The sequence below is a fragment of the Stenotrophomonas sp. Marseille-Q4652 genome (genome assembly GCF_916618915.1).
Lineage (GTDB): Bacteria > Pseudomonadota > Gammaproteobacteria > Xanthomonadales > Xanthomonadaceae > Stenotrophomonas.
Map to the genome: position 1 here is coordinate 445388 of NZ_CAKAKE010000001.1, position 19798 is coordinate 465185.

The window sequence follows — 19798 nt, forward strand, 5'->3', positions numbered from 1 at the left end:
ACAGCGGGCATGGGAACGACATCGGTGGTGCAGTGGGACGCGGTCATCGTCGGCGGTGGCCACAACGGACTGGTGTGTGCGGCCTATCTGGCGCGGGCCGGGCAGCGGGTGCTCGTACTGGAGCGCCGCGAGGTGGTCGGCGGCGCCGCGGTGACCGAGGAATTCCATCCTGGTTTCCGCAATTCGGTCGCCTCGTACACGGTGTCGCTGTTGCAGCCACAGGTCATTGCCGACCTGGACCTGCATGGCCACGGCCTGCGCATCGTGCCGCGCCGGATCAACAATTTCCTGCCGCTGCCCGATGGCCAGTACCTGCTGGCCGGCGCTGGCCTGACCGGCGGGCAGGTGGCCAGGTTTTCCGCCCGCGATGCCGAGCGCCTGCCGGCCTACGAACAGCGGCTGGAGATATTTGCCGACGTGCTGCGCGCGCTGGCGCTGCAGCCGCCGCCCAATGTCACTGACGGCGGCTGGTGGCAGGCTCTGCCCGAACTGCTGCGCGCGGGCCGGCTCGGGCGCGAGCTGCACGCACTGTCACCGGCATTGCGCCAGGAACTGCTGGACCTTTTCACCATCTCCGCGGCCGAGTACCTGGACCGCTGGTTCGAAAGCGCGCCGATCAAGGCGCTGTTCGGCTTCGATGGGATCGTCGGCAACTACGCCAGTCCGTATGCGCCCGGCACGGCCTACGTGCTGCTGCACCACGTGTTCGGTGAGAGCAACGGGGTCAAGGGCGCGTGGGGTCATGCGATCGGCGGCATGGGCGCGATCACCCAGGCAATGGCGAAAGCGGCAACCGCGGCGGGCGCGGTGATCCGCACCGGACAAGGCGTGACGCGCATCGTGGTCGAAGGTGGCCGCGCCGTTGGCGTGGAGACGACCGGCGGCGAGATGGTCCGTGCGCGCACGGTGGTCGCCAACGTCAATCCGAAACTGCTGTACCAGCGCCTGCTGGCGCCGGAGCACGTACCCGAAGCGACGCGTTCCCGGATGGAGAACTGGCGCTGTGGTTCGGGCACGTTCCGCATGAACATGGCACTGTCACGGCTGCCGGACTTCAGCGTGCTGCCGGGGCAGGGCGACCATCTCACCGCCGGCATCATCATCGCCCCGGATCTGGACTACATGGATCGCGCCTGGCGCGATGCACGCGAGCATGGCTGGTCACGCGAACCGGTGGTGGAGATGCTCATCCCCAGCACGCTGGACGCTTCGCTGGCGCCGCCCGGCCAGCACGTGGCCAGCCTGTTCTGCCAGCATGTCGCCCCGGAACTACCGGGCGGACGCAACTGGGACGACCATCGCGAGGAAGTGGCCGACCTGATGATCGCCACGGTGGACCGGCATGCGCCGGGTTTTGCCGCCTCGGTACTGGGGCGGCAGGTGCTCAGCCCACTGGACCTGGAGCGCACCTTCGGCCTGGTCGGCGGCGACATCTTCCACGGCGCGCTGAGCCTCAACCAGCTGTTCAGCGCCCGGCCGATGCTTGGCCAGGCCGGCTACCGCGGCGCGATCCCCGGGCTTTACCTGTGCGGGTCGGGCACCCATCCCGGGGGCGGCGTCACCGGAGCGCCGGGCCACAACGCCGCGGCAGTCGTGCTGAAGGACATCGGCCGCCAGCGGCGGCCGATGGGGTAGGGCGTCAGGGCTTGGAATCCAGCCGGGGCATTGCGTCCTCGGTCTTCGGTTCCTCGGCATCGATCATAGGAGCTACCTCGGGGATGCGGCTGTCCAGTTCCGGCTGCGGCACCTGGGTAAGCTCACCCACATCAACCTTGGCAATGCGCGGCTCCTTCCATATTTCGTCGTGCCACTGTAGGTATTTTTCCGGGTTCCAGTAACGTTCGTCGTAGAACTTCGAGCCATCGATCGACATGCCCTCGCCGTCGGGACCTGGGACGTAGATCCTGAGGTTGCCCACCGTACCCAGGCGGCTGCCGGTCATGCGCGTGCGCTCGCGTCGCAATACCGTGGCTAGCCGTGGCTTGGCCGCGTCATCGCCGTACTGTGCGTAAATTGCCTGTCCTTCCTCCAGCGCGCGCACGCGCTGTCCTTCATCCAGGCGTGACCAGTAGCGTTCGCGGAGTCCAGTGAAACCCTTGTAACCACGCTCGGCTGCCAAGTCCATCCAGGCGTAGGCCAGGACCGGGTCGGCACTGGTGCCTTGGCCGTTCCACAGCATTTCGGCGACCATGCCCTGCGACGGTTTGTCGGCGTAGTAGGCGGCCCGCTTGAAGAAGTCGAATGCCTCGTTGAGCTTGCCATCTCGCATGCGCTCCATGCCAAGCAGGCGGTAGCGCAGGTCAGGATGGCTGGAGAGAAAGCCGGCGGTGGACATGATCGGATCGCGCGTTGGATCCGGCGGCGCCTTGCCCGGCTCGGCTGCACTGGCGATGGAAGCGGTCGCGATGCTGGTCAGCAAGAGACCTGCCGCCGGCCCTGACTTCACTGTCATAGTTTTTCCTTAAAGGCGCGGCCCCGGGTGGGCCGCTGTACTTGCAAGGGTTGCAGGCCCGGATCCCCGAAGCACCTGCCATCAGTTGGGCTGATGGCAGGTGGAGGGCACCTCAGGGCTTCTGGCCGATGTGCCGGTTGAAGAACTCCAGCATTTCGCTGTACAGCTTGAGGCGGGCTTCGTCGCCATAGAAGCCGTGCATCTCACCTGGCTGGATGATCATGCCTTCGGGCTTGTTGCCAGCCGCGATCAGCGCCTTGCTCATCAACTCGGTCTGCTCGGGGACGGCGCGGGCGTCGCGGGCACCGGCGGCCAGATAGACCGGGATTTTCACTTCGGCGGCGCGCTGGGCAGGAGAGGCGCGATTCCAGTCAGCCTTGTTGGTGCCGTGGGTGCGGCGCAGGTAACGCAAGCCCGAATCACGCTGGGGGATATCACCCTTGGTGAAAAGCATGCCCACGTCGTAGACGCCGACGTAGCCGAAGGCACACTTGAACAGCCCGGGCTCGCGGATTGGCGCCATCAGCGAGGAATAACCACCAAAGCTGCCGCCGTAGATGCAGATGCGTTCCCGGTCGGCATAGCCGTTGTTGATCACCCAGTGGGTGGCATCGAGAATGTCATTCTGGATGCCTTGGTCCCACTGCTGGTGACCGGCATCCTGGAACGCCTTGCCGTAGCCGCCCGAGCCCCGAAAGTTGATCTGCAAAGTGGCGTAACCACGGCTGGCAAAGAGTTGTGCCTCGGGATTGAACGACCAGTCATCGCGCGGACCGATCGGGCCACCGTGCGGGTTGACGATCAACGGCAGGTTCCTGCCCTCGGAGCCGTGGGGAAGCGTCAGGTAGGCGTGGATCAGCTGGCCGTCGCGCGCGGTGAAGGTAAACGGCTTGGTGCTGGCCATCTTGCCGGGATCAATCTGCGGCTTGCGTGCCAGCAGTGGCCGCGCCTTGCCGCTGTCACGGTCGAACAGGTATAGCTGGCCCGGATTGCGGTCACTCATCACCGAGACCAGGATCTTCCGACCGTCCTGGGTGTAGCTGGCGAAATCAACCTTCTGGCCATCAAATGCGGCTGCCAGCGAGGCGTACAGGGCTGCGTCCGGGTGTTCCTCGTCGATCAGGGTGACCTTTGGAGCTCCGGCCTCGGTGACGGCACCAATCAATGTTGAGGCGTCGGTGGACCAGATCAGCTGCGTTACCTCGGCGACCGGATCGCTGAAGAGAGGGGTGAACTCGCCGGTCGCCGTGTTGAGGGTGCCAAGCGAGGCAGGTGCCTTGTTGTCATTGAGATAGGCGTAGACCGTGCCGTTCTCGGTGGTCCGCTCCACCGTCAGGTGCTTGCCGTCGGTCTTGGAGGAATTGACCAGGGTCCAGTTCTGGCCATCGCGGCGGTACAGTTCGCTGCGTTCGTCGTACTGGCCCGATTCGTCGCGGCTGGAGGAGCAGATCGCAAAGCGCGGCTGCTTGTCGGCGTCCAGGGTGATGCTGCAGTTTTCCTTCGGCGCGCGGCCCATCGAGGTGCGGCGGCCGTTGAACACGTCCAGCTTCACCAGCTCGGTGCCGACGCCTTCGGAAGAGCGCGCACTGGTCGCCTGCATGATCACGAAGTTGTCGTCGTCACGCAGGGTGTCCACTAGCGAGAAGTGCTCGTTGCCGACTGCCTTGCTGGCCTGCGTCGCGTCACGGGTACCGTAGAAGATCAGTGGGCGCGGCTGGCTGCCATCGGCGTTCACCGCAAACCATTCGCCGGTGCTGAAAGGCTGTGCGTAGCCGCCCATCTTCTTGATGGCGGTGAACATGAGGCGCTCCGGGCTGACCCAGTAGAAGCCGCCGATGCTCTTCTTGTCGGGCAGCTGATTGATCTTCAGCGGGCTCATGTCAGTGGTGCGGAAAACCACCAGTACGTCCTGCTCGCCCTTGTCCACGGTCATGGCCAGATAGCGGCCATCGGGCGAGATCTTCGCAGTGCCGTACGCGGGACGACCCACGAAGTCGCTGATCGGCTGTTCGGTTGCGGCGATGGCCTGGGGCGTGAGTACGGCCAGGCACAGCAGTAGTTTGCTGCGGAATTTCATGTGTGCTCCTTGCGTTGTTCTGTATTGGCAGGGGCAGCGGCCGGTGCGCCGGCTGGAAGGGCGGCGGCACCACGTCCCTGCGAACGAGAGAAAGCCCGGCGTTGCCGGGCTTTCTCCTTGTTGCAGATCTACTCGAACGATCAGAACTTGTAGTTCAGTTCCGCCGAGATCTGACGGCCCACAGCCGAATAGGCGCGCCAGAAGTACGGGTACGAGTTGTAGGTGTCATCATTGCCACCGGCCTTGTCGAACACGTTGACCACCTGGATGCCCACCGAGGCCTTGTTGGTGATCTTCTTGTTCACCGTCAGGTTCCAGGTGAAGTACGGCGCAACGCGATCGGTCTCGGCCCAGTTCGGCAGCGAGCCGGCGCGGGTGCCGTAGATCGAGGCGCTCCAGTCGTCCTTGCTCCAGGAAGAGTTCAGGGTGACCTTGCTGCGGTAGTTGAAGTACTGCATGTGGTCGCGGACGTTGACCAGCTCACTGTCCGGCAGGTCACGCTCTTCCAGCTTCAGTACGTGGGTGTACTTCATGCCGAAGCCGAAGCGGCCCCAGCGGTCGGTGTCGAACTTGTAGTCCAGTGCGGCGTCGATGCCCGAGGTGCGCATCATGGCCTGGTTGAACGGAACCGACAGCTTCTCGGTGACCTTGTTGGTGCCCAAGTCGGTGGTGTCGCGGGTAATCAGGCCGGTAAAGTACTGGCACGCGCCCGAGTTGCCGTCCACCGCGGTGCCATCAATGGTCTGGCCCAGGATGCAGTCTGCTTCGTTGCGGAACAGGTAGTCGCTGTCGATGTCGGCAACGGCACCTTCCAGCTTGATGTTGTAGTAGTCAACGGTCAGCGACAGGTCGTCGATGATGTCCCACACCAAGCCGACGGTGAACGACTTGCCAGTCTCTTCTTCCAACTCACGGCTGCCCTGGCGGGTGCTGAACACCTGGTAGTAGTAGTCGGTGTTGCCGGTGCAGGCGCTGGCCTTCGGATCCAGGCCCGCCTGGCGGCAGCGCAGCTGGTCGACGATGTACGAGTACGAGCCCGACGGGCCGGCGAACACGTAGTGCATGTCCGGGGCGCGGAAGCTGGTGGAGTAGTTGCCGCGCAGCAGCAGGCTGTCGAACGGACGCCATTCCAGGCCCGCCGACCAGGTGCTCGCGCCGTCGACGTTGGTGACGTCGTCGTACTTGTCGAAGCGACCAGCGACGCTCGCCTTCAGCGAATCGAAGATCGGGATGCTGAGCTCCAAGCCCGCAGCGTAACGGTCACGCTCGCCACCACCGCCGGTGGCGGTCAGGTTGTAGATCTTGTCCGCGCCAGTGTAGGTCACGGTGGAGCGGATGTCCGGATCCAGGGTGTATTCCTGGGTCGCGGCTTCCACGACCAGCGCCGCGCTCAGCGGGCCGGCCGGCAGGTCGAACAGGTCACCGCTGATGGTGAAGCTGCCGGTGGTGTTCTTCGACGAGCCGCTGTTGCGGACGTTGGTGATCAGCGAGTTGTAGACGTCCGGGGTCATTGGGCTGAACAGGCGATCCACGTTGAAGTTGTGGATGGCGTAGCTGCCCTGGTTGCCCAGCTTCGGTCCCAGGAAGTAGTCGTTGATCTTGTTCGTCAGGAAGCGGGGACGGCTGGTGTCGTAGTCGAACTTGGAGTGCGAGACACTGGCATCCCAGTCGAAGCGGTCGGCGATGATGCCGCGTACGCCACCGACGACGTTGATCGAGGTTTCGTCATAGACGGTCGCCTGCGGGCCACCCACTTCTTCAGGGGTGAAGATGCGCTGGGCCTGCACGTAACCCAGGGCCGGGTCGTAGACGTAGCCGGTCTGCCAGAACTGGGTCGAGCTGTAGCCCTTGTTGGTGCTGTCGGTCACCAGCGCCTGGGCGTAGGCCTGCAGGCCGTTGGAGAAGTCGTAGGTGCCGGCGATGTAGCCGGAGACCTTGTCGAAGGCGTTCTGCACCGACTGGGTCGCCGGGTAGCCAAAGTAACCGCAGCGGTTCGGCGTAGCGTTGTTCACGCTGGCCGAGCTGTTGTACGGGCTGAATTCCGGCGAGGTCGCGGCGCAGGCTTCGTTGAGGTTCTTGACCGAGTTATTGATGCTGCCGTCGGCGCCCTTCCACACGTACTGCGAGCCGGTGTTGCGGTACAGGTACACGCCGCTGGTCGCGGTGGCGAACTCAGGCTTGCCCTTGAAGTCGGGGTTGTCGTAGTAGGAGTCCATGAAGTCGCGCTGCGACGCCAGGATCTCTTCGCGGTTCAGGTACTCGGCCGCGTAGGTCACGCTCCAGTTGTCACCGCTCTTGCCGCCAGTGAACTGGAACAGGCCGGTGTCGCCGCCGCCACGGGTGGTGGTGCCGGCACGGACCTTGATGGAATTACCGTCGTAGTTGCTCTTGGTGATGATGTTCACCACGCCGGCCACGGCGTCGGAGCCGTAAATGGCCGATGCGCCACCGGTCAGGACTTCGATGCGCTCGACCGCAGCGCCCGGGATGCTGCTCAGGCTGACGGCGTTGGAGCGGCTGTTGTACGGCTGCGGGTAGTCCGCCATGCGCTTGCCGTTGATCAGGATCAGGGTGTAACCCGGACCCATGCCGCGCATGTTCAGGAACTGGGCGTTCGGGGTAAAGCCGCTCTGGGTCAGTTCGTTCTGCACGTCGCCGGTGATCTGGCTCAGCGTGGTGAGCGCCTCATAGACGGTGTTGAAGCCTTCCTTCTCGATGTCGGCGGCGGTCAGCACAACGACCGGGGTCGGACCTTCCACGTCGGTGCGCTTGATGCGCGAGCCGGTGACGGTGACCTTGTCGAGGGTGGTGGCGCGTTCGGCCGAAGCGGTGCCGGTCTGGGCGCTGGCGTCCTGCGCGAATGCGGCCGGCGCACTCATCGCGGCCAGCAGGGCGCTGGTCAGAACGGTACGCTTGAATGTGGTTTTGCGAGTCACTTTGGAGAATCCCCTGAATTGGCTAGGATGACAGTTGCTACCGGGCCGGGAACGTCCCGGGAACGGGGAGAGGGCTGAACGGCAGCTGGCTGTGGAGTGAACGTAACATGACTTTAACGACTGGTGCACACTTTCCCAGCAACTTCTGCACAAATTTTTTATAAATAGGCTTGGTCCCACTGAGCCGATAGATGTAACTGGAGACGTGCGCCACCGGTGTACCTTGGCCTGGGCACCTGATCGCAGTGGTCAGGGATACGGGAGCAGGGCGGCCAGCCAGCTGTTCCGCTAGCGGCTGCTACCATTTCCGGCTCCCCATGATGGTTGTAGCCATGTCCCAGCCAACGCCGCGGGTGCCTGCCCGCGCAGTCCAGAACGGGCTGTCTCCGCATCCCCGCATCCGCAACGTCATTGCCGTCGCCTCGGGCAAGGGCGGAGTGGGCAAGTCCACCACGGCGGTCAACCTGGCCGTGGCCTTGGCCGGTCAGGGCGCGCGGGTCGGCGTGCTGGACGCGGACATCTACGGTCCCAGCGTGCCGGCGATGCTCGGCCTGGAGGGACGCCCCGAGAGTCCGGACAACAAGTCGATCGAGCCGATGCGTGCGTTCGGCGTAGAGACCATGTCCATCGGCTTCCTGATCGAGCAGGACACCCCGATGATCTGGCGTGGCCCGATGGCGACCTCGGCGCTGATGCAGCTGTTCAATGACACGCTGTGGGGTGACCTGGACTACCTGCTGATCGATCTCCCGCCAGGCACCGGCGACATCCAGCTGACCCTGTCGCAGAAGATCCCGGTGGCCGGTGCGGTGGTGGTGACCACCCCGCAGGACATCGCCACGCTCGATGCGCGCAAGGCGGTGAAGATGTTCGAGAAGGTCGAGGTGCCGGTGCTGGGCATCGTCGAGAACATGGCCGTGCATACCTGCTCGGGCTGCGGCAAGGTCGAGCACCTGTTCGGCGAGGGCGGTGGCCGGCGCATGGCCGAGCAGTACGGCGTGCCGCTGCTGGGCTCGCTGCCACTGGAGATCGGCATCCGCGAACAGGGCGATGCCGGCACCCCGATCGTGGCCGCCGCGCCGGAGTCGCCGGCAGCGCAGGCGTACCTGTCCGCGGCGCAGCGGCTGGTCGAGGAACTGGGCAAGCGGCCGCGGGCCTCGATCCCGATCAGCGCCAGCCTGCTCTGACGCCGCCCCGTCGTCGCATGCCGGCGTTCCACCGGCAGCGCGGCGCCCGGGCTGTCGGCTAGAATCCGGGGCCCGATGCGCGCCGCCAGCCGGCTGGCGCGCCTTCGGCCCCGACCTTCCGTTTTTTCAGGACCCGTGAATGAGCATCAAGAGCGACCGCTGGATCCGCCGCATGTCCGAACAGCCCAACGGCATGATCGAGCCGTTCGAACCGGGCCAGGTGAAGCAGGTCGACGGCAAGCGCATCGTCAGCTACGGCACTTCCAGCTACGGCTACGACGTGCGCTGCTCGCGCGAGTTCAAGGTGTTCACCAACATCAACTCCACCATCGTCGACCCGAAGAACTTCGATCCGGGCAGCTTCGTCGACATCGTGGGTGATGAGTGCATCATCCCGCCCAATTCGTTCGCGCTGGCACGCACGGTGGAATACTTCCGCATCCCGCGCGACACCCTGGTGGTGTGCCTGGGCAAGAGCACCTACGCCCGCTGCGGGATCATCGTCAACGTGACCCCGCTGGAGCCGGAGTGGGAGGGCCACGTGACGCTGGAGTTCTCCAACACCACGCCGCTGCCGGCGCGCATCTACGCCAACGAGGGCGTGGCGCAGATGCTGTTCTTCCAGTCCGATGCCGACGACATCTGCGAGACCTCGTACCGGGACCGCGGCGGCAAGTACCAGGGCCAGACCGGGGTTACCCTGCCGCGGACCTGACCGTCGCTATTGGTCACGCAAAGAAAAAGGCGCGGATGTCCGCGCCTTTTTCGTTCCAGCAATGTCCGTTACTTGCGCCCGAACAGCAGGCCAATGCCCACGGCCACCAGCAGCGCCGGCCACCACGTGGCGAAAATGCTGCCGATGTTGCCGTTGATCCAGCCCAGGTTCTTTGCCAGGAAAAACAGGCCGACGATGATCAGGATCAGGGCGGCAAACAGGTTGGAACGCATCGGCTTGCGGTGTCCGTGGTGGATGGGGGGCTTATCGTAGCCGCTGGCGCCAGATTTCGACACGCTCGGCCAGCACCTCCGGATCGAAACGCTGTGCCGGTCCCGTTCCCCACACCGGGCCCGGCCAGGCGGCATCGCCTTCGCGGCGGCCGACGATGTGGATATGCAACTGCGGCACGATGTTGCCCAGCGCGCCGATGTTGAGCTTGGTCACGCCGGGCTTCTGCTTGAGGTGGCGGGAGATCTGGTTGATCTCGGCCAGCAGCAGGCGCTGCTGGTCGCCATTGAGGTCGATCCACTCGCTGGCCCCGGACACGCGCGGCACCAGCACGATCCACGGGAAGCGGTCGTCATTCATCAGGCGGATCTGCGACAACGGGCCGTCGGCAATCAGCACGCTGTCGGTGGCAAGGCGGGAATCCAGTTCGAACTCGTTCGTCACTGCTTCGGTCATCGCAGGTTCTCGCTGAGGAAGGTCAGGGTGCGCTCTCGTGCCAGCCGTGCGCTGGGCTCGTGGTAGTGGGGGTCCCCGGCGCGGTTGAACGCGTGCCCGGCCGGGTACTCGAACAGCTGCATCTGCGGCAGCCGCTCGCGGTGCTGCTGTACCGCCTCGGCCGGGATGCTGGGATCCTCGCTGCCGAAGTGGAACATCACGGGAGCCTTTGGCGTCTCGCCGAGGAAAGCGGTATTGCGCGCGCCGTAGTAACTGACCGAGGGCAGCCCCAGGCGGACGGCGGCCAGCAGGGCGATCGTGCCGCCCCAGCAGTAGCCGACCGTGCCGACCTTGCCGGCGGGGGCCAGCACCCGCGCGGCGGCGGCGACGATGTCCAGTGCCGCGTCGGTGCCCAGCGCCTGCACCAGCTCGCGGCCGCGGACCAGGCCGGCGTCGTCGTAGTCCAGCTCGACGTCACGCTCGACCAGGTCGAAGAAGGCCGGTGCCAGCACCTCGAAGCCAGCCCCGGCAAAGCCGTCGGCCACGGCGCGGATATGTGCATTGGCGCCGAACACCTCCTGGATTACCACCAGTGCGGCCCGGGGCGGGGTGGCCGGGGTGGCGTGCCAGGCGGCAACCTGGCCGCGTTCGGTTTCCAGCGTAGTCCAGTGGCCCATGGCTTTTCTCCTGAACAGGGCCCGACATTATCAGACGATGACCATGAGGGGATCGTTGGGCCAGCAGGGCCGCCCGCGCCGGTATAATCGGCCGGCTTCCGGCCCCCGGTCATTCCGATCCCCGGCCCCCAGAACCGCATACCCCATGTCCCAGCTGAACCCCAAAGTCGGCTTCGTCAGCCTTGGCTGTCCGAAGGCGTTGGTCGATTCCGAACGCATCCTCACCCAGCTGCGGGTGGAGGGCTACGACATCGTGCCGTCCTACGATGCCGCCGACGTGGTGGTGGTCAACACCTGTGGCTTCATCGATTCGGCCGTGGCTGAGTCGCTGGATGCCATCGGCGAGGCGATGAACGAGAACGGCAAGGTCATCGTCACCGGCTGCCTGGGCAAGAAGTCGGAAATGATCCGCGAGCAGTACCCGGACGTGCTGTCGGTGTCCGGCCCGCAGGATTACACCAGCGTGATGGAGGCCGTGCATGCGGCCATCCCGCCGCGGCACAACCCCTTCGTGGACCTGGTGCCGGACTACGGCATCAAGCTGACCCCGCGCCACTACGCCTACCTGAAGATTTCCGAAGGATGCAACCACCGCTGCAGCTTCTGCATCATCCCCTCGATGCGCGGCGACCTGGTGTCGCGCCCGGTCGAGGACGTGCTGCGCGAGGCCGAGCGGTTGGTCAAGGGCGGCGTGCGCGAGCTGCTGGTCGTCTCGCAGGACACCTCGGCTTACGGCGTGGACCGCAGGTACGCCCCGGGCACCTGGCGCGGCAAGGAATACGCCACGCGCATGAAGGCGCTGTGCGAGGGGCTGAGCGAGCTCGACGCGTGGACCCGCCTGCACTACGTCTATCCGTACCCACACGTGGATGACGTCGTGCCGTTGATGGCCGAGGGCAGGATCCTTCCCTACCTGGATATTCCGTTCCAGCACGCCAGCCCGCGCATCCTGAAGCTGATGAAGCGCCCGGGTGCGGTGGACAAGACCCTGGAGCGCGTGCTGCGCTGGCGCGAGATCTGTCCGGACATCACCGTGCGTTCGACCTTCATCGTCGGCTTCCCCGGCGAGACCGACGCCGAGTTCGAGGCGATGCTCGACTTCCTTGATGCCGCGCAGCTGGATCGCGTCGGCGCGTTCGCCTATTCGCCGGTGGAAGGGGCAGCGGCCAACGCGCTGCCCGACCCGGTGCCGGAAGCGGTCAAGCAGGAACGCCTGGCCCGCTTCATGGAGAAGCAGGCGCAGATTTCCGCCGCCAAGCTCGAGGCAAAGATCGGCAGCGTGCAGCAGTGCCTGGTCGACGTGATCGAGGACGGCATCGCCGTGGCCCGCTCCAAGGCCGATGCGCCGGAGATCGACGGCCTGGTGCACATCCAGAACGCCGAGGAGATGAAGCTGCAGGCCGGCCAGTTCGTCGACGTGGAAATCACCGACAGCGACGAACATGACCTGTTCGGCGATGCGCTGCCTGCCACGGCTCCGGCCAGCCGCAAGCTGGACCTGGCCGTCCTCTGATCGCAGATGCCGGATGCAGGGTCAGGGCGGCAGCAAGTCGCGCCGCCACGACGCTTCGTTCCGCCCTCCCGCGGCGAGGTTGATCCGGCCTGCTATGCGCATCCGCTGCTGGCGCCATACGCGTGCTGGCATGAGTTGCTGGCGGGGCCGCAATGGCCTGCGGTCGTGGCCCTCGACGCTGCGTTGTCCATCACCGGCAAGCAGCTGGTCGAGCAGGACCATGCGCTGCTGGCTGATGGCCTCCACTACGAGCAGCGCATTGCCGCCGGGCGTATTGCCACCCGTCCGTGCAACTGGCATGACCTGTTCAACGCGCTGGCGTGGGCGCGCTACCCCGCGCTCAAGCACGCGCTCAACGCTCGCCAGTGCAGCGATATCGACCGCGTCGGGCCGCGCCGGCGCACTGCCGCGCAGCAGGCGCTGACCCAGTTCGACGAGAGTGGGCTGGTCGTGCGCGTGGCCGATACCGGCCTGCTGGCAGCCTGGGATGCACACGACTGGCAGCAGCTGTTCGTGTTGCGTGCGCAGGCATGGCGCGACAGCGCGATTTCGGTGGCTGCGGCGTTCGGCCATGCACTGCTTGAGCAGGTGCTGGTGCCGGGGCGGTTGCTGGTCGGCAAGTGCCTGGTGGTCGTGGCCGGTGACGATGCCGCCGCGCTCGAGATCGCAGCCGAGGCGATCCGTTCCGGCAAGGCGTTGAACGCGGCCTCGGAACTGCGGCCGCTGCCGCTGGCCGGTATCCCCGGCTGGCATCCGCGGCAGGATGCGGGCTTTTATGCCGGGCAGGATTACTTCCGGCCGCTGCGCGAGGGACGGACCTATCCGCCGCCGCTGCGATGATCAGGAGTCGTAGCGAACGTCGATGATGCAGAAGCCGGTGCGGCCGCCCGGCAGCTCGACCTCGAACTCGTCGTCGATGCGCTTCTTCAGCAGGGCCCGGGCCAGCGGCGAGTCGATGCTGATCCAGCCCTTGCCGGCATCGGTCTCGTCGGGGCCGACGATGCGGTACAGGTGGGTTTCGCCGCTGTCCACGTTCTCCAGCTCGACCCGTGCGCCGAAGAACACCGCCTGCGGATCGGACGGCGCGGTATCGACCACGCGCAGCGCTTCCAGCCGCTTGCTCAGGTAGCGCACGCGGCGGTCGATCTCGCCCAGCTGCTTCTTGCGGTAGGTGTACTCCGCGTTCTCCGAGCGATCGCCCTCCGCCGCCGCCGCGGCCAGCGCCTTGACCACTTCCGGCCGGCGCACGCGCCACAGCTCGTCCAGCTCGGCCTTGAGCCGGGCATGGCCTTCGGCGGTGATCAGCGCGGTACTTTTTTCGGCAGGGGGACGCCAGCGGCTCATGGATCGACAGGCAACATCAAGGGAACGGAATGGTAGCCGCGCCGGCTTGCACGGGGCCAGCCGATCCCCGAAGCTGCGCGCAGTCTCGACACGGATGTCCACGCATGCTGATCCTCCCGCTGCACAAGCCGCTGACGCTGGCCAACCTGCCGGTGGCCACGCTGCTGCTGGTGATGGCCAACGTGCTGGTGTTCTTCGGCTGGCAGGGCGGTGACGAAGCCCGGCTGCAGGCCGCGCAGCGCCATTACGTGCAGTCAGGCCTGGGCGCACACGAGGTCGATGCCTATCTGCGCTACCTGCGGGCAGATGGCCAGACCCGGGAAGCCGACGAACTGGCGCGGCTCGATCCCGCCACGCGCGTGCAGGCGGTGGGTACCCGTACGCTGACCGACGTGCGTTTCCAGCAGGCGCTGCGTGAGGGGGCGCTGTTCCAGGGCGAGGTCGACCGGCGAGCATGGCAGTCGCTGCGGCCGGCCTACGATCGCCAGCTCGATGAGGTATTCACCCTGCGCCACATGCTGCGCAGTTCGGAATGGTCGCCGTCGCGGATGTTCTCCGCGGCCTTCCTGCACGCCAACCTGGGCCACCTGCTCGGCAACATGCTGTTCCTGGTGGTGCTCGGCCTGCTGCTGGAAGGTGCGGTCGGGCCTTGGCGCCTGTTGCTCGTTTACGGGCTGGGGGCGCTGGGTTCCAGCGCGGCCAGCCTGTTGTGGCGCTGGGGAGAGGCCGGTGGCGGCCTGGGCGCTTCCGGCGCGGTGGCGGCGATGATGGGCGCGTTCTGCGTGGTCTGGGGGCGGAATCCGGTGCGCTTCTTCTACTGGGTCGGCGTCTGGTTCGACTACGTCCGCACGCCGGCGATCTGGCTGCTGCCGGCGTGGCTGGGCTGGGAGATCTACAACCTGCTGGCCAACAGGCACCTGGGCGTGGGCTTCGATGCGCACGCCGGCGGACTGCTCTGTGGTGCTGCGCTCGGCGCGGTACTGGTGCTGACCCGGCAGGTGCGCAACGACTACATGCAGCCCGAGCCCGGCGAGGTGGTCGATGACCGCTGGGAGCGTGCGCAGCGCCACCTCGGGCGCATGGAAAACCGCGAGGCCGAGGAGCTGCTGGCTGCGCTGGCGGACGAACAGCCTCACCGCGCCGACGTGGCGATGGCGCGCCATCGCGCCGCGGCCAACGGCGGCAGGCGCCTGGCCGCCCGGCAACATGCGCTGCAGGTACTGCGGATGCCCGCACACGATGGCGAGACCCGGCGACTGCAGGCTGAAGCCGCCGGCGTGCTGGCCGGCACCCAGCCTCCGCTGGATGTCGACGAAGCCAGTCTGGTGCTGGACACCTGGCTGGCTCTGGGGCGTCTTGAGGAAGCCGAAGCCCTGCTGCTCCAGGGCGCGGAGGTGCTGCCGCGCGAGACGCAGGCCCGGCAGTGGTTCCGGCTGGCCCTGCAGCACGGTGAGCAGAGCCGGGTCGAGTGCCAGTACCGCCTGCTGCAGTCGCTGATCGAACGTTTTCCCGAGCTGCCGCAGGCCGGCAAGGCGCGTTTCCTGCTCGAGCAGGGTTGAGTCGCGGCTGATTCCCCGGCAGGAAGTGCGCCCGCTGCCTTGCAAGGCAGCGGGCGGGGCCATCAGCCGACCGGGGCCTGGATCGCCTTCAGTGCAGCCTTCAGCCGGCGTTGCTGCTCCTCATCCTCGCAGCGCTGCAGCGCCTGCTCCAGCAGTCGCGCAGCCTCGGCGTCACGGCCATGGCGTTCGGAGAGGATCAGCGCGGCCTGCAGTGCCCATTGCGGAGCCTCGGCCGCACGCGGCCACGCCCGCAGCATCGCCCGGAGGGCATCGCTGGCGAGCTGGAACTGGCCGCCAAGGCGCGCACGTTCGGCCAGTTGCATCGCGTACTCGGGCTGGGCCGGGGTGAAGTCCGGATCGGCATCCAGTGCTTCGCGCAGCAGTGCCAGCGCCTTGCGGTCCTGCTTTTCGGTAACCAGGCGGGAGATGTACTGGCGGGTGTGTTCGCGCAGCTCGTCGGGGCGGTCGGCCGTGCGCAGCAGGCGCTGGTAGAGCTCGTGCACGGGCAGGCCGACCGCACGCGAACGTACCGCGCTGCGCAGCACCTGCAGGGCTTCGACCGGATGCCCGTCGCGCACGAACTTCCCCGCCTCGTCCAGCAGCCCCTGGTCCGGATCGAAATGCGACAACGCTTCGGGCGCACCTTCCGGTTCGAAGCCCAGCACCTCGTGGTACTGGTAGACGAGGTAGCCCATCAGGTGGAAGGCGGCGAACAGGCCCCAGATGGTGAAGAAGGTCAGCGCCACGTCGCCGAGGATCGGCGGCAACCACCGGTGTACCCACTCACCCGCCTTCAGTGCGCTGGCCTGGATCACGAACAGCAGCGCGAATGCGGCCAGGTAGGGCGCGCCGATGCGGCCGGCCAGGGTGAGCGAGGTGACCGGGTTGGCAGCCTTGCGCAGGCTGCCATCCATCGCCAGCGAGATAACGCAGCCCGGCTGCAGGAATACCACCAAGGCCAGCGCGGCTATCGCTGCGACTGGCCCCAGGAAGGCGGCGACCAGTCCGACGAAGAAGCCCATCAGCAGGACCAGTGCGATCAGCCGGTACACCGTGCCATCGCTGGAACCCAGGGTGTGCTCGGGCGACTCCATGCGCCCGTTGGCGGTCTCGCGCAGGATCTCGAAGGCGTAGCGGTACACCGCCAGCCAGGTGACCAGTACCAACAGCCAGCCGATGCCCGGGAGCAACCCGGTGAGGGTGCACAGGGTGAGCGCCACCAGCGAGTACAGCGCCGGCCCGCGCACCGGATACAGGGTGATGGCGCGAAGCCGCTGCCAGAATGGTTCGGGCGCGGCCGGTGGCCGCAGCTGCGTGCGCTGGTGTACTGCCATGGTTTCCCCCCCTTGGTCGATGCCCGATTGTGCGGGCATCGCCAAGGGCGCGGCAATGTGCCGCTCAGCGGCGGCCGAAGATCCCGCCGAGGATGCCGCGCACGATCTGGTTGCCGATCTGCGAGCCGTACTTCTTGCCGGTCTTGCCCATCACCGACTCGCCGATCGAACCGCCGATGTTGCGGCCGATCTGCGCGCCGACGTTGCGGGTGGTCTGCTTGGCGACCGACTCGACCACGCCCTGGCGGCGGCCGTTGCCGAACATCAGGTCGCGGAACGCCTTGCCCAGCCCGCCGGATTCCTCGCCCTTCGCCGCCGGCGCATTGGCTTCGGCGGCGAGCTGCTGCGCACGCGCGGCCAGCATCTCTGCGGCCGATTCGCGGTTGACCGCGGTGTCGTAACGCACGCCGACCGGGCTGCCGGAACGTACCTGTGCGCGCTCGGTCTCGGTGATCGAGCCCATCCGGCAGCGCGGCGGGGCAATCATGGTCTCCTGCACCGGCGAGGGCACGCCCTTGTCCTGCAGGGTGGAGACCAGCGCCATGCCGGTGCCCAGCTGCGAGAGCTTGGCGGCCACGTCCAGCTTCGGATTGGGTACGAAGGTCTGCGCGGCGGTGCGCACCGCCTTCTGGTCGCGCGGGGTGTAGGCGCGCAGCGCATGCTGCACGCGGTTGCCGAGCTGGCCGAGGATATTGGCCGGGATGTCGTCGGGGAACTGCGAGCAGAAGTACACGCCCACGCCCTTGGAGCGGATCAGCCGCACCACCTGCTCGATCCGCTGCACCAGCGCCGGCGGCGCGTCGTCGAACAGCAGGTGGGCCTCGTCGAAGATGAAGACCAGCTTGGGCTTCTCCAGGTCGCCCACTTCCGGCAGGGTCTCGAACAGCTCGCTCAGCAGCCACAGCAGGAAGGTGGAATACAGGCGCGGCTTGAGGATCAGCTGGGCGGCGGCGAGGATGCCGATCACGCCGCGGCCGTCATGGTTGACGCGCATGATGTCGGCCAGCTCCAGCGCCGGCTCGCCGAAGAAGCGCTCGCCGCCGTCCTGCGACAGGCGCAGCAGCGCGCGCTGGATCGCCGCCACGGTCTGCGCACTGACCAGGCCGTACTCGACCGAGATCTGCTTGCGCTCGGCGGCGGCCAGGTTGAGCAGGGCGCGCAGGTCGTCAAGGTCCAGCAACAGCAGGCCGCGGTCGTCGGCCAGCTTGAATACGATGTCCAGCACGCCGGCCTGGGTGTCATTGAGTTCGAGGATGCGGGCCAGCAGGGTCGGGCCCATCTCGCTGACCGTGGTGCGCACCGGATGGCCAAGCTGGCCGTACAGGTCCCAGAAGATGGTCGGGCTGGCCGACGGTGCGTAGTCGGATACACCGATTTCGGCCGCACGTTGCAGCAGCTTGTCGCCGCCGTCGCCGGCTACCGCCAGTCCGGCCACGTCGCCCTTCACGTCGGCCAGGAACACCGGCACGCCGATCCGCGAGAAGCCTTCGGCCAGGGTCATCAGGGTGACGGTCTTGCCGGTACCGGTGGCGCCGGCGACCAGCCCGTGGCGGTTGCCGAAGCGGGGAAGCAGGGTGACCGCGACGTCGTCGGTGATGCCTTTGCCGAGCAGGATGGGATCCATTGATGGGCTCTTGGTGAGGTGGCCGGATTCTAACGAGCGACTGTATCGCGGTGCTGGCGTCCTTGCCCGTGGCGCGAGGGGAGGGCTACCCTGCCGGTTCTTCCGAGCATGTTGTGGCTGATGTCCCTTTCCTTCCTGATTGCCCGCAGCTGGCCGGTCCTGGTTGCCGCCTCGCTGCTGTCCGCGGCCCCGGCCGCCCACGCACAGCGCGTCTCGGCGCGAGACCGCGAGAAGATCGAAGCCCTCGAGCAGCGGATGGCCGCCGCCGAAAAGCGTTTCACCGAGGCCCAGCTGCTGGTCGCCAACGCCGACCCCAAGGGCACTGCCGAAGCCGATGCCGCACTGGAGGACATGGAAGACGTCATCAGCGCCTGCATCGCCCAGCGCGGCTGCCAGGTCGGCAGCCTGCTGGTGACCTACAAGCGGCTGCTCAAGCGTGACACCGACGGCGTGGCTGCGGCCGATGAGGGCGAGGAAGGGCGGCCGCTGGAGGCCGACCCGGATCACGTCGCCCCGCTGGAAGCCGACGTGCCGGAGGCCGCGCGCGCCGCGGCCCTGCTCAACGACCATCGCCACGCCTTCGACGAGATGGTCGAGTACAACCCGGCCGTCCAGGCCGGCATCCGCCGCTGGCTGACCGACATGCGCCCGGCGCTGCTGACCAGCTACGAGAACTACATGAACCTGCGCCCGGTGATGTGGCCGGAGTGGGAGAAGCGCGGCCTGCCCGAGGCGCTGCTGTTCGGGATCATGGCCAAGGAATCCAACGGCCGCGTGCATGCCAGCTCGCGCGCCGGTGCCGCTGGCCTGATGCAATTCATGCCGGCCACCGGTCGCCGCTTTGGCCTGGGTCCGGACGGCACCGGCTTTGACACCCGCTTCGATCCGCGCAGCGCGGCCGAGGGCAGTGCGGCCTACATGAACGAGCGCATGGCCCAGCTCAACCGCAACATCGAGATGGCGCTGGCGGCCTACAACGGCGGCGAGGGCCGCGCCGCACGTGTGTTCCGCGACAGCGGCGGCCAGAGCTTCTGGACCGACTTCGTCTACAACCAGTTCCCCGGCGAAACCAAGGACTACGTGCCGATGGTGATCGCCGCGGCCTGGATCTTCCTGCACCCGCAGCAGTACGGCGTGGAGTTCCCGAAGATCAACGCGCAGCCGGCGACGATCAGGCTGGCCAAGTCGACCACGATCTACGAACTGACCATCTGCCTGGGCAGCGCCGGTACCCGCGACGGCCACATGCGCGCGCTGCGCAACCTCAACCCGCGTTACGAGGCCGACGGCTGGATCCCGGCCGGCACGGTGATCAATGCCACCACCCGCATCGCCGGCCTGTACAACCGCTACTGCGTTTCCGGTCCGCGCGCGGACCTGGCCCGCACCCTGATCACCGCCGACCTCAATGCCGCGATCAAGCGTCCGCAGGCCTCGGCCTACAGCGGCGTCGTGGCGGTGGGCGACATGCAGTCGATGGCCGGCAACGCCGCAGCCACGCCTGCTCCGGCAAGGCCTGCGCCGCGTCCGGCCCCGCGCCCGGCGCCCCTGCGCAGCTACAAGGTGGTCAAGGGCGACACCCTGGGCCGCATTGCCTCCAAGTTCGAGTGCTCGGTCCCTGAACTGGCCCGCGCCAACGGCCTGCGTGCACCGGCCTATGCGCTCAAGCTGGGCCAGAGCCTGAAGCTGGAAGGCTGCAGGAAGCGCTGAGCCT

The 19798-nt window shown here is 66.8% G+C and carries 16 protein-coding genes; 7 read left to right on the forward strand and 9 right to left on the reverse strand.

Features of this window, described 5'->3' with window-relative positions:
* Positions 1-9: 9 nt before the first annotated feature.
* Positions 10-1635 carry an NAD(P)/FAD-dependent oxidoreductase gene (locus LG380_RS02030; protein ID WP_225763372.1) on the forward strand — a complete coding sequence of 542 codons (1626 nt, stop codon included), beginning with the start codon at positions 10-12 and terminating at the stop codon, positions 1633-1635.
* Between the two features lie 4 nt (positions 1636-1639).
* Here the strand turns inward: LG380_RS02030 and LG380_RS02035 are convergent, their stop codons facing one another.
* From LG380_RS02035 to LG380_RS02045, 3 genes are all read right to left on the reverse strand, one after another.
* Positions 1640-2419 (reverse strand): hypothetical protein, encoded by a 780-nt coding sequence (locus tag LG380_RS02035; protein WP_225763373.1) that lies wholly within the window; start codon positions 2417-2419, stop codon positions 1640-1642.
* A gap of 145 nt (positions 2420-2564) precedes the next feature.
* Complete coding sequence (locus LG380_RS02040; protein ID WP_225763374.1) at positions 2565-4529, reverse strand: S9 family peptidase; 1965 nt, start codon at positions 4527-4529, stop codon at positions 2565-2567.
* Positions 4530-4669: 140 nt separating this feature from the next.
* Positions 4670-7465, reverse strand: coding sequence for a TonB-dependent receptor (locus LG380_RS02045; protein WP_225763375.1), 2796 nt, complete (start codon positions 7463-7465; stop codon positions 4670-4672).
* A 332-nt stretch (positions 7466-7797) separates the two neighbouring features.
* On the opposite strand from LG380_RS02045, the gene apbC reads away from it, so the two are divergent.
* Both apbC and dcd read left to right on the forward strand, forming a co-directional pair.
* Entirely contained in the window at positions 7798-8652 is an 855-nt protein-coding gene (apbC, locus tag LG380_RS02050) for an iron-sulfur cluster carrier protein ApbC (protein WP_225763376.1), read from the forward strand.
* Positions 8653-8791: 139 nt separating this feature from the next.
* Positions 8792-9367, forward strand: coding sequence for a dCTP deaminase (gene dcd, locus LG380_RS02055; protein WP_225763377.1), 576 nt, complete (start codon positions 8792-8794; stop codon positions 9365-9367).
* Between the two features lie 68 nt (positions 9368-9435).
* Here the strand turns inward: dcd and LG380_RS02060 are convergent, their stop codons facing one another.
* From LG380_RS02060 to LG380_RS02070, 3 genes are read right to left on the reverse strand one after another with little or no spacing between them, the layout of a single operon-like run.
* Complete coding sequence (locus LG380_RS02060) at positions 9436-9600, reverse strand: DUF5668 domain-containing protein (protein ID WP_225763378.1); 165 nt, start codon at positions 9598-9600, stop codon at positions 9436-9438.
* A 31-nt stretch (positions 9601-9631) separates the two neighbouring features.
* Positions 9632-10054 (reverse strand): HIT family protein, encoded by a 423-nt coding sequence (locus LG380_RS02065; RefSeq protein WP_225763379.1) that lies wholly within the window; start codon positions 10052-10054, stop codon positions 9632-9634.
* Positions 10051-10710: a dienelactone hydrolase family protein gene (locus LG380_RS02070; RefSeq protein WP_225763380.1), complete on the reverse strand. Its 660-nt coding sequence runs from the start codon at positions 10708-10710 to the stop codon at positions 10051-10053. The genes LG380_RS02065 and LG380_RS02070 overlap by 4 nt, the downstream gene beginning before the upstream one ends.
* A 145-nt stretch (positions 10711-10855) precedes the next feature.
* Between LG380_RS02070 and rimO the strand changes: the two genes are divergently transcribed.
* Positions 10856-12223 (forward strand): 30S ribosomal protein S12 methylthiotransferase RimO, encoded by a 1368-nt coding sequence (rimO, locus tag LG380_RS02075; RefSeq protein WP_225763381.1) that lies wholly within the window; start codon positions 10856-10858, stop codon positions 12221-12223.
* A 6-nt stretch (positions 12224-12229) separates the two neighbouring features.
* Positions 12230-13063 carry a DUF3025 domain-containing protein gene (locus LG380_RS02080; RefSeq protein WP_225763382.1) on the forward strand — a complete coding sequence of 278 codons (834 nt, stop codon included), beginning with the start codon at positions 12230-12232 and terminating at the stop codon, positions 13061-13063.
* Here the strand turns inward: LG380_RS02080 and greB are convergent, their stop codons facing one another.
* A complete protein-coding gene (gene greB, locus LG380_RS02085) occupies positions 13064-13567 on the reverse strand; it encodes a transcription elongation factor GreB (RefSeq protein ID WP_225763383.1) in 504 nt (167 codons plus the stop codon).
* Positions 13568-13671: 104 nt separating this feature from the next.
* On the opposite strand from greB, the gene LG380_RS02090 reads away from it, so the two are divergent.
* On the forward strand, positions 13672-15126 hold the full coding sequence (locus tag LG380_RS02090) for a rhomboid family intramembrane serine protease (protein ID WP_225763384.1): 1455 nt from the start codon (positions 13672-13674) through the stop codon (positions 15124-15126).
* A gap of 62 nt (positions 15127-15188) precedes the next feature.
* Here LG380_RS02090 and LG380_RS02095 read toward each other — a convergent pair whose 3' ends face one another.
* Both LG380_RS02095 and LG380_RS02100 read right to left on the reverse strand, forming a co-directional pair.
* Positions 15189-16460 (reverse strand): hypothetical protein, encoded by a 1272-nt coding sequence (locus LG380_RS02095; RefSeq protein ID WP_225763385.1) that lies wholly within the window; start codon positions 16458-16460, stop codon positions 15189-15191.
* A 64-nt stretch (positions 16461-16524) separates the two neighbouring features.
* Positions 16525-18285, reverse strand: a complete 1761-nt coding sequence (locus LG380_RS02100) for a DUF853 domain-containing protein (protein WP_263973773.1) — start codon at positions 18283-18285, stop codon at positions 16525-16527.
* Here LG380_RS02100 and LG380_RS02105 point away from each other — a divergent pair.
* A complete protein-coding gene (locus tag LG380_RS02105) occupies positions 18205-19794 on the forward strand; it encodes a transglycosylase SLT domain-containing protein (protein ID WP_225763387.1) in 1590 nt (529 codons plus the stop codon). The genes LG380_RS02100 and LG380_RS02105 overlap by 81 nt on opposite strands.
* The last annotated feature ends 4 nt before the right edge of the window (positions 19795-19798 follow it).

Bases quoted from the DNA above. Each gene is read 5' to 3' on its own strand.
- LG380_RS02060 (WP_225763378.1), bottom strand. From the start codon at position 9,600: ATGCGTTCCAACCTGTTTGCCGCCCTGATCCTGATCATCGTCGGCCTG.
- rimO (WP_225763381.1), top strand. From the start codon at position 10,856: ATGTCCCAGCTGAACCCCAAAGTCGGCTTCGTCAGCCTTGGCTGTCCG.
- apbC (WP_225763376.1), top strand. From the start codon at position 7,798: ATGTCCCAGCCAACGCCGCGGGTGCCTGCCCGCGCAGTCCAGAACGGG.
- greB (WP_225763383.1), bottom strand. From the start codon at position 13,567: ATGAGCCGCTGGCGTCCCCCTGCCGAAAAAAGTACCGCGCTGATCACC.
- LG380_RS02080 (WP_225763382.1), top strand. From the start codon at position 12,230: ATGCCGGATGCAGGGTCAGGGCGGCAGCAAGTCGCGCCGCCACGACGC.
- LG380_RS02070 (WP_225763380.1), bottom strand. From the start codon at position 10,710: ATGGGCCACTGGACTACGCTGGAAACCGAACGCGGCCAGGTTGCCGCC.
- LG380_RS02105 (WP_225763387.1), top strand. From the start codon at position 18,205: ATGTCCCTTTCCTTCCTGATTGCCCGCAGCTGGCCGGTCCTGGTTGCC.
- LG380_RS02030 (WP_225763372.1), top strand. From the start codon at position 10: ATGGGAACGACATCGGTGGTGCAGTGGGACGCGGTCATCGTCGGCGGT.
- LG380_RS02065 (WP_225763379.1), bottom strand. From the start codon at position 10,054: ATGACCGAAGCAGTGACGAACGAGTTCGAACTGGATTCCCGCCTTGCC.
- LG380_RS02095 (WP_225763385.1), bottom strand. From the start codon at position 16,460: ATGGCAGTACACCAGCGCACGCAGCTGCGGCCACCGGCCGCGCCCGAA.
- dcd (WP_225763377.1), top strand. From the start codon at position 8,792: ATGAGCATCAAGAGCGACCGCTGGATCCGCCGCATGTCCGAACAGCCC.
- LG380_RS02040 (WP_225763374.1), bottom strand. From the start codon at position 4,529: ATGAAATTCCGCAGCAAACTACTGCTGTGCCTGGCCGTACTCACGCCC.
- LG380_RS02090 (WP_225763384.1), top strand. From the start codon at position 13,672: ATGCTGATCCTCCCGCTGCACAAGCCGCTGACGCTGGCCAACCTGCCG.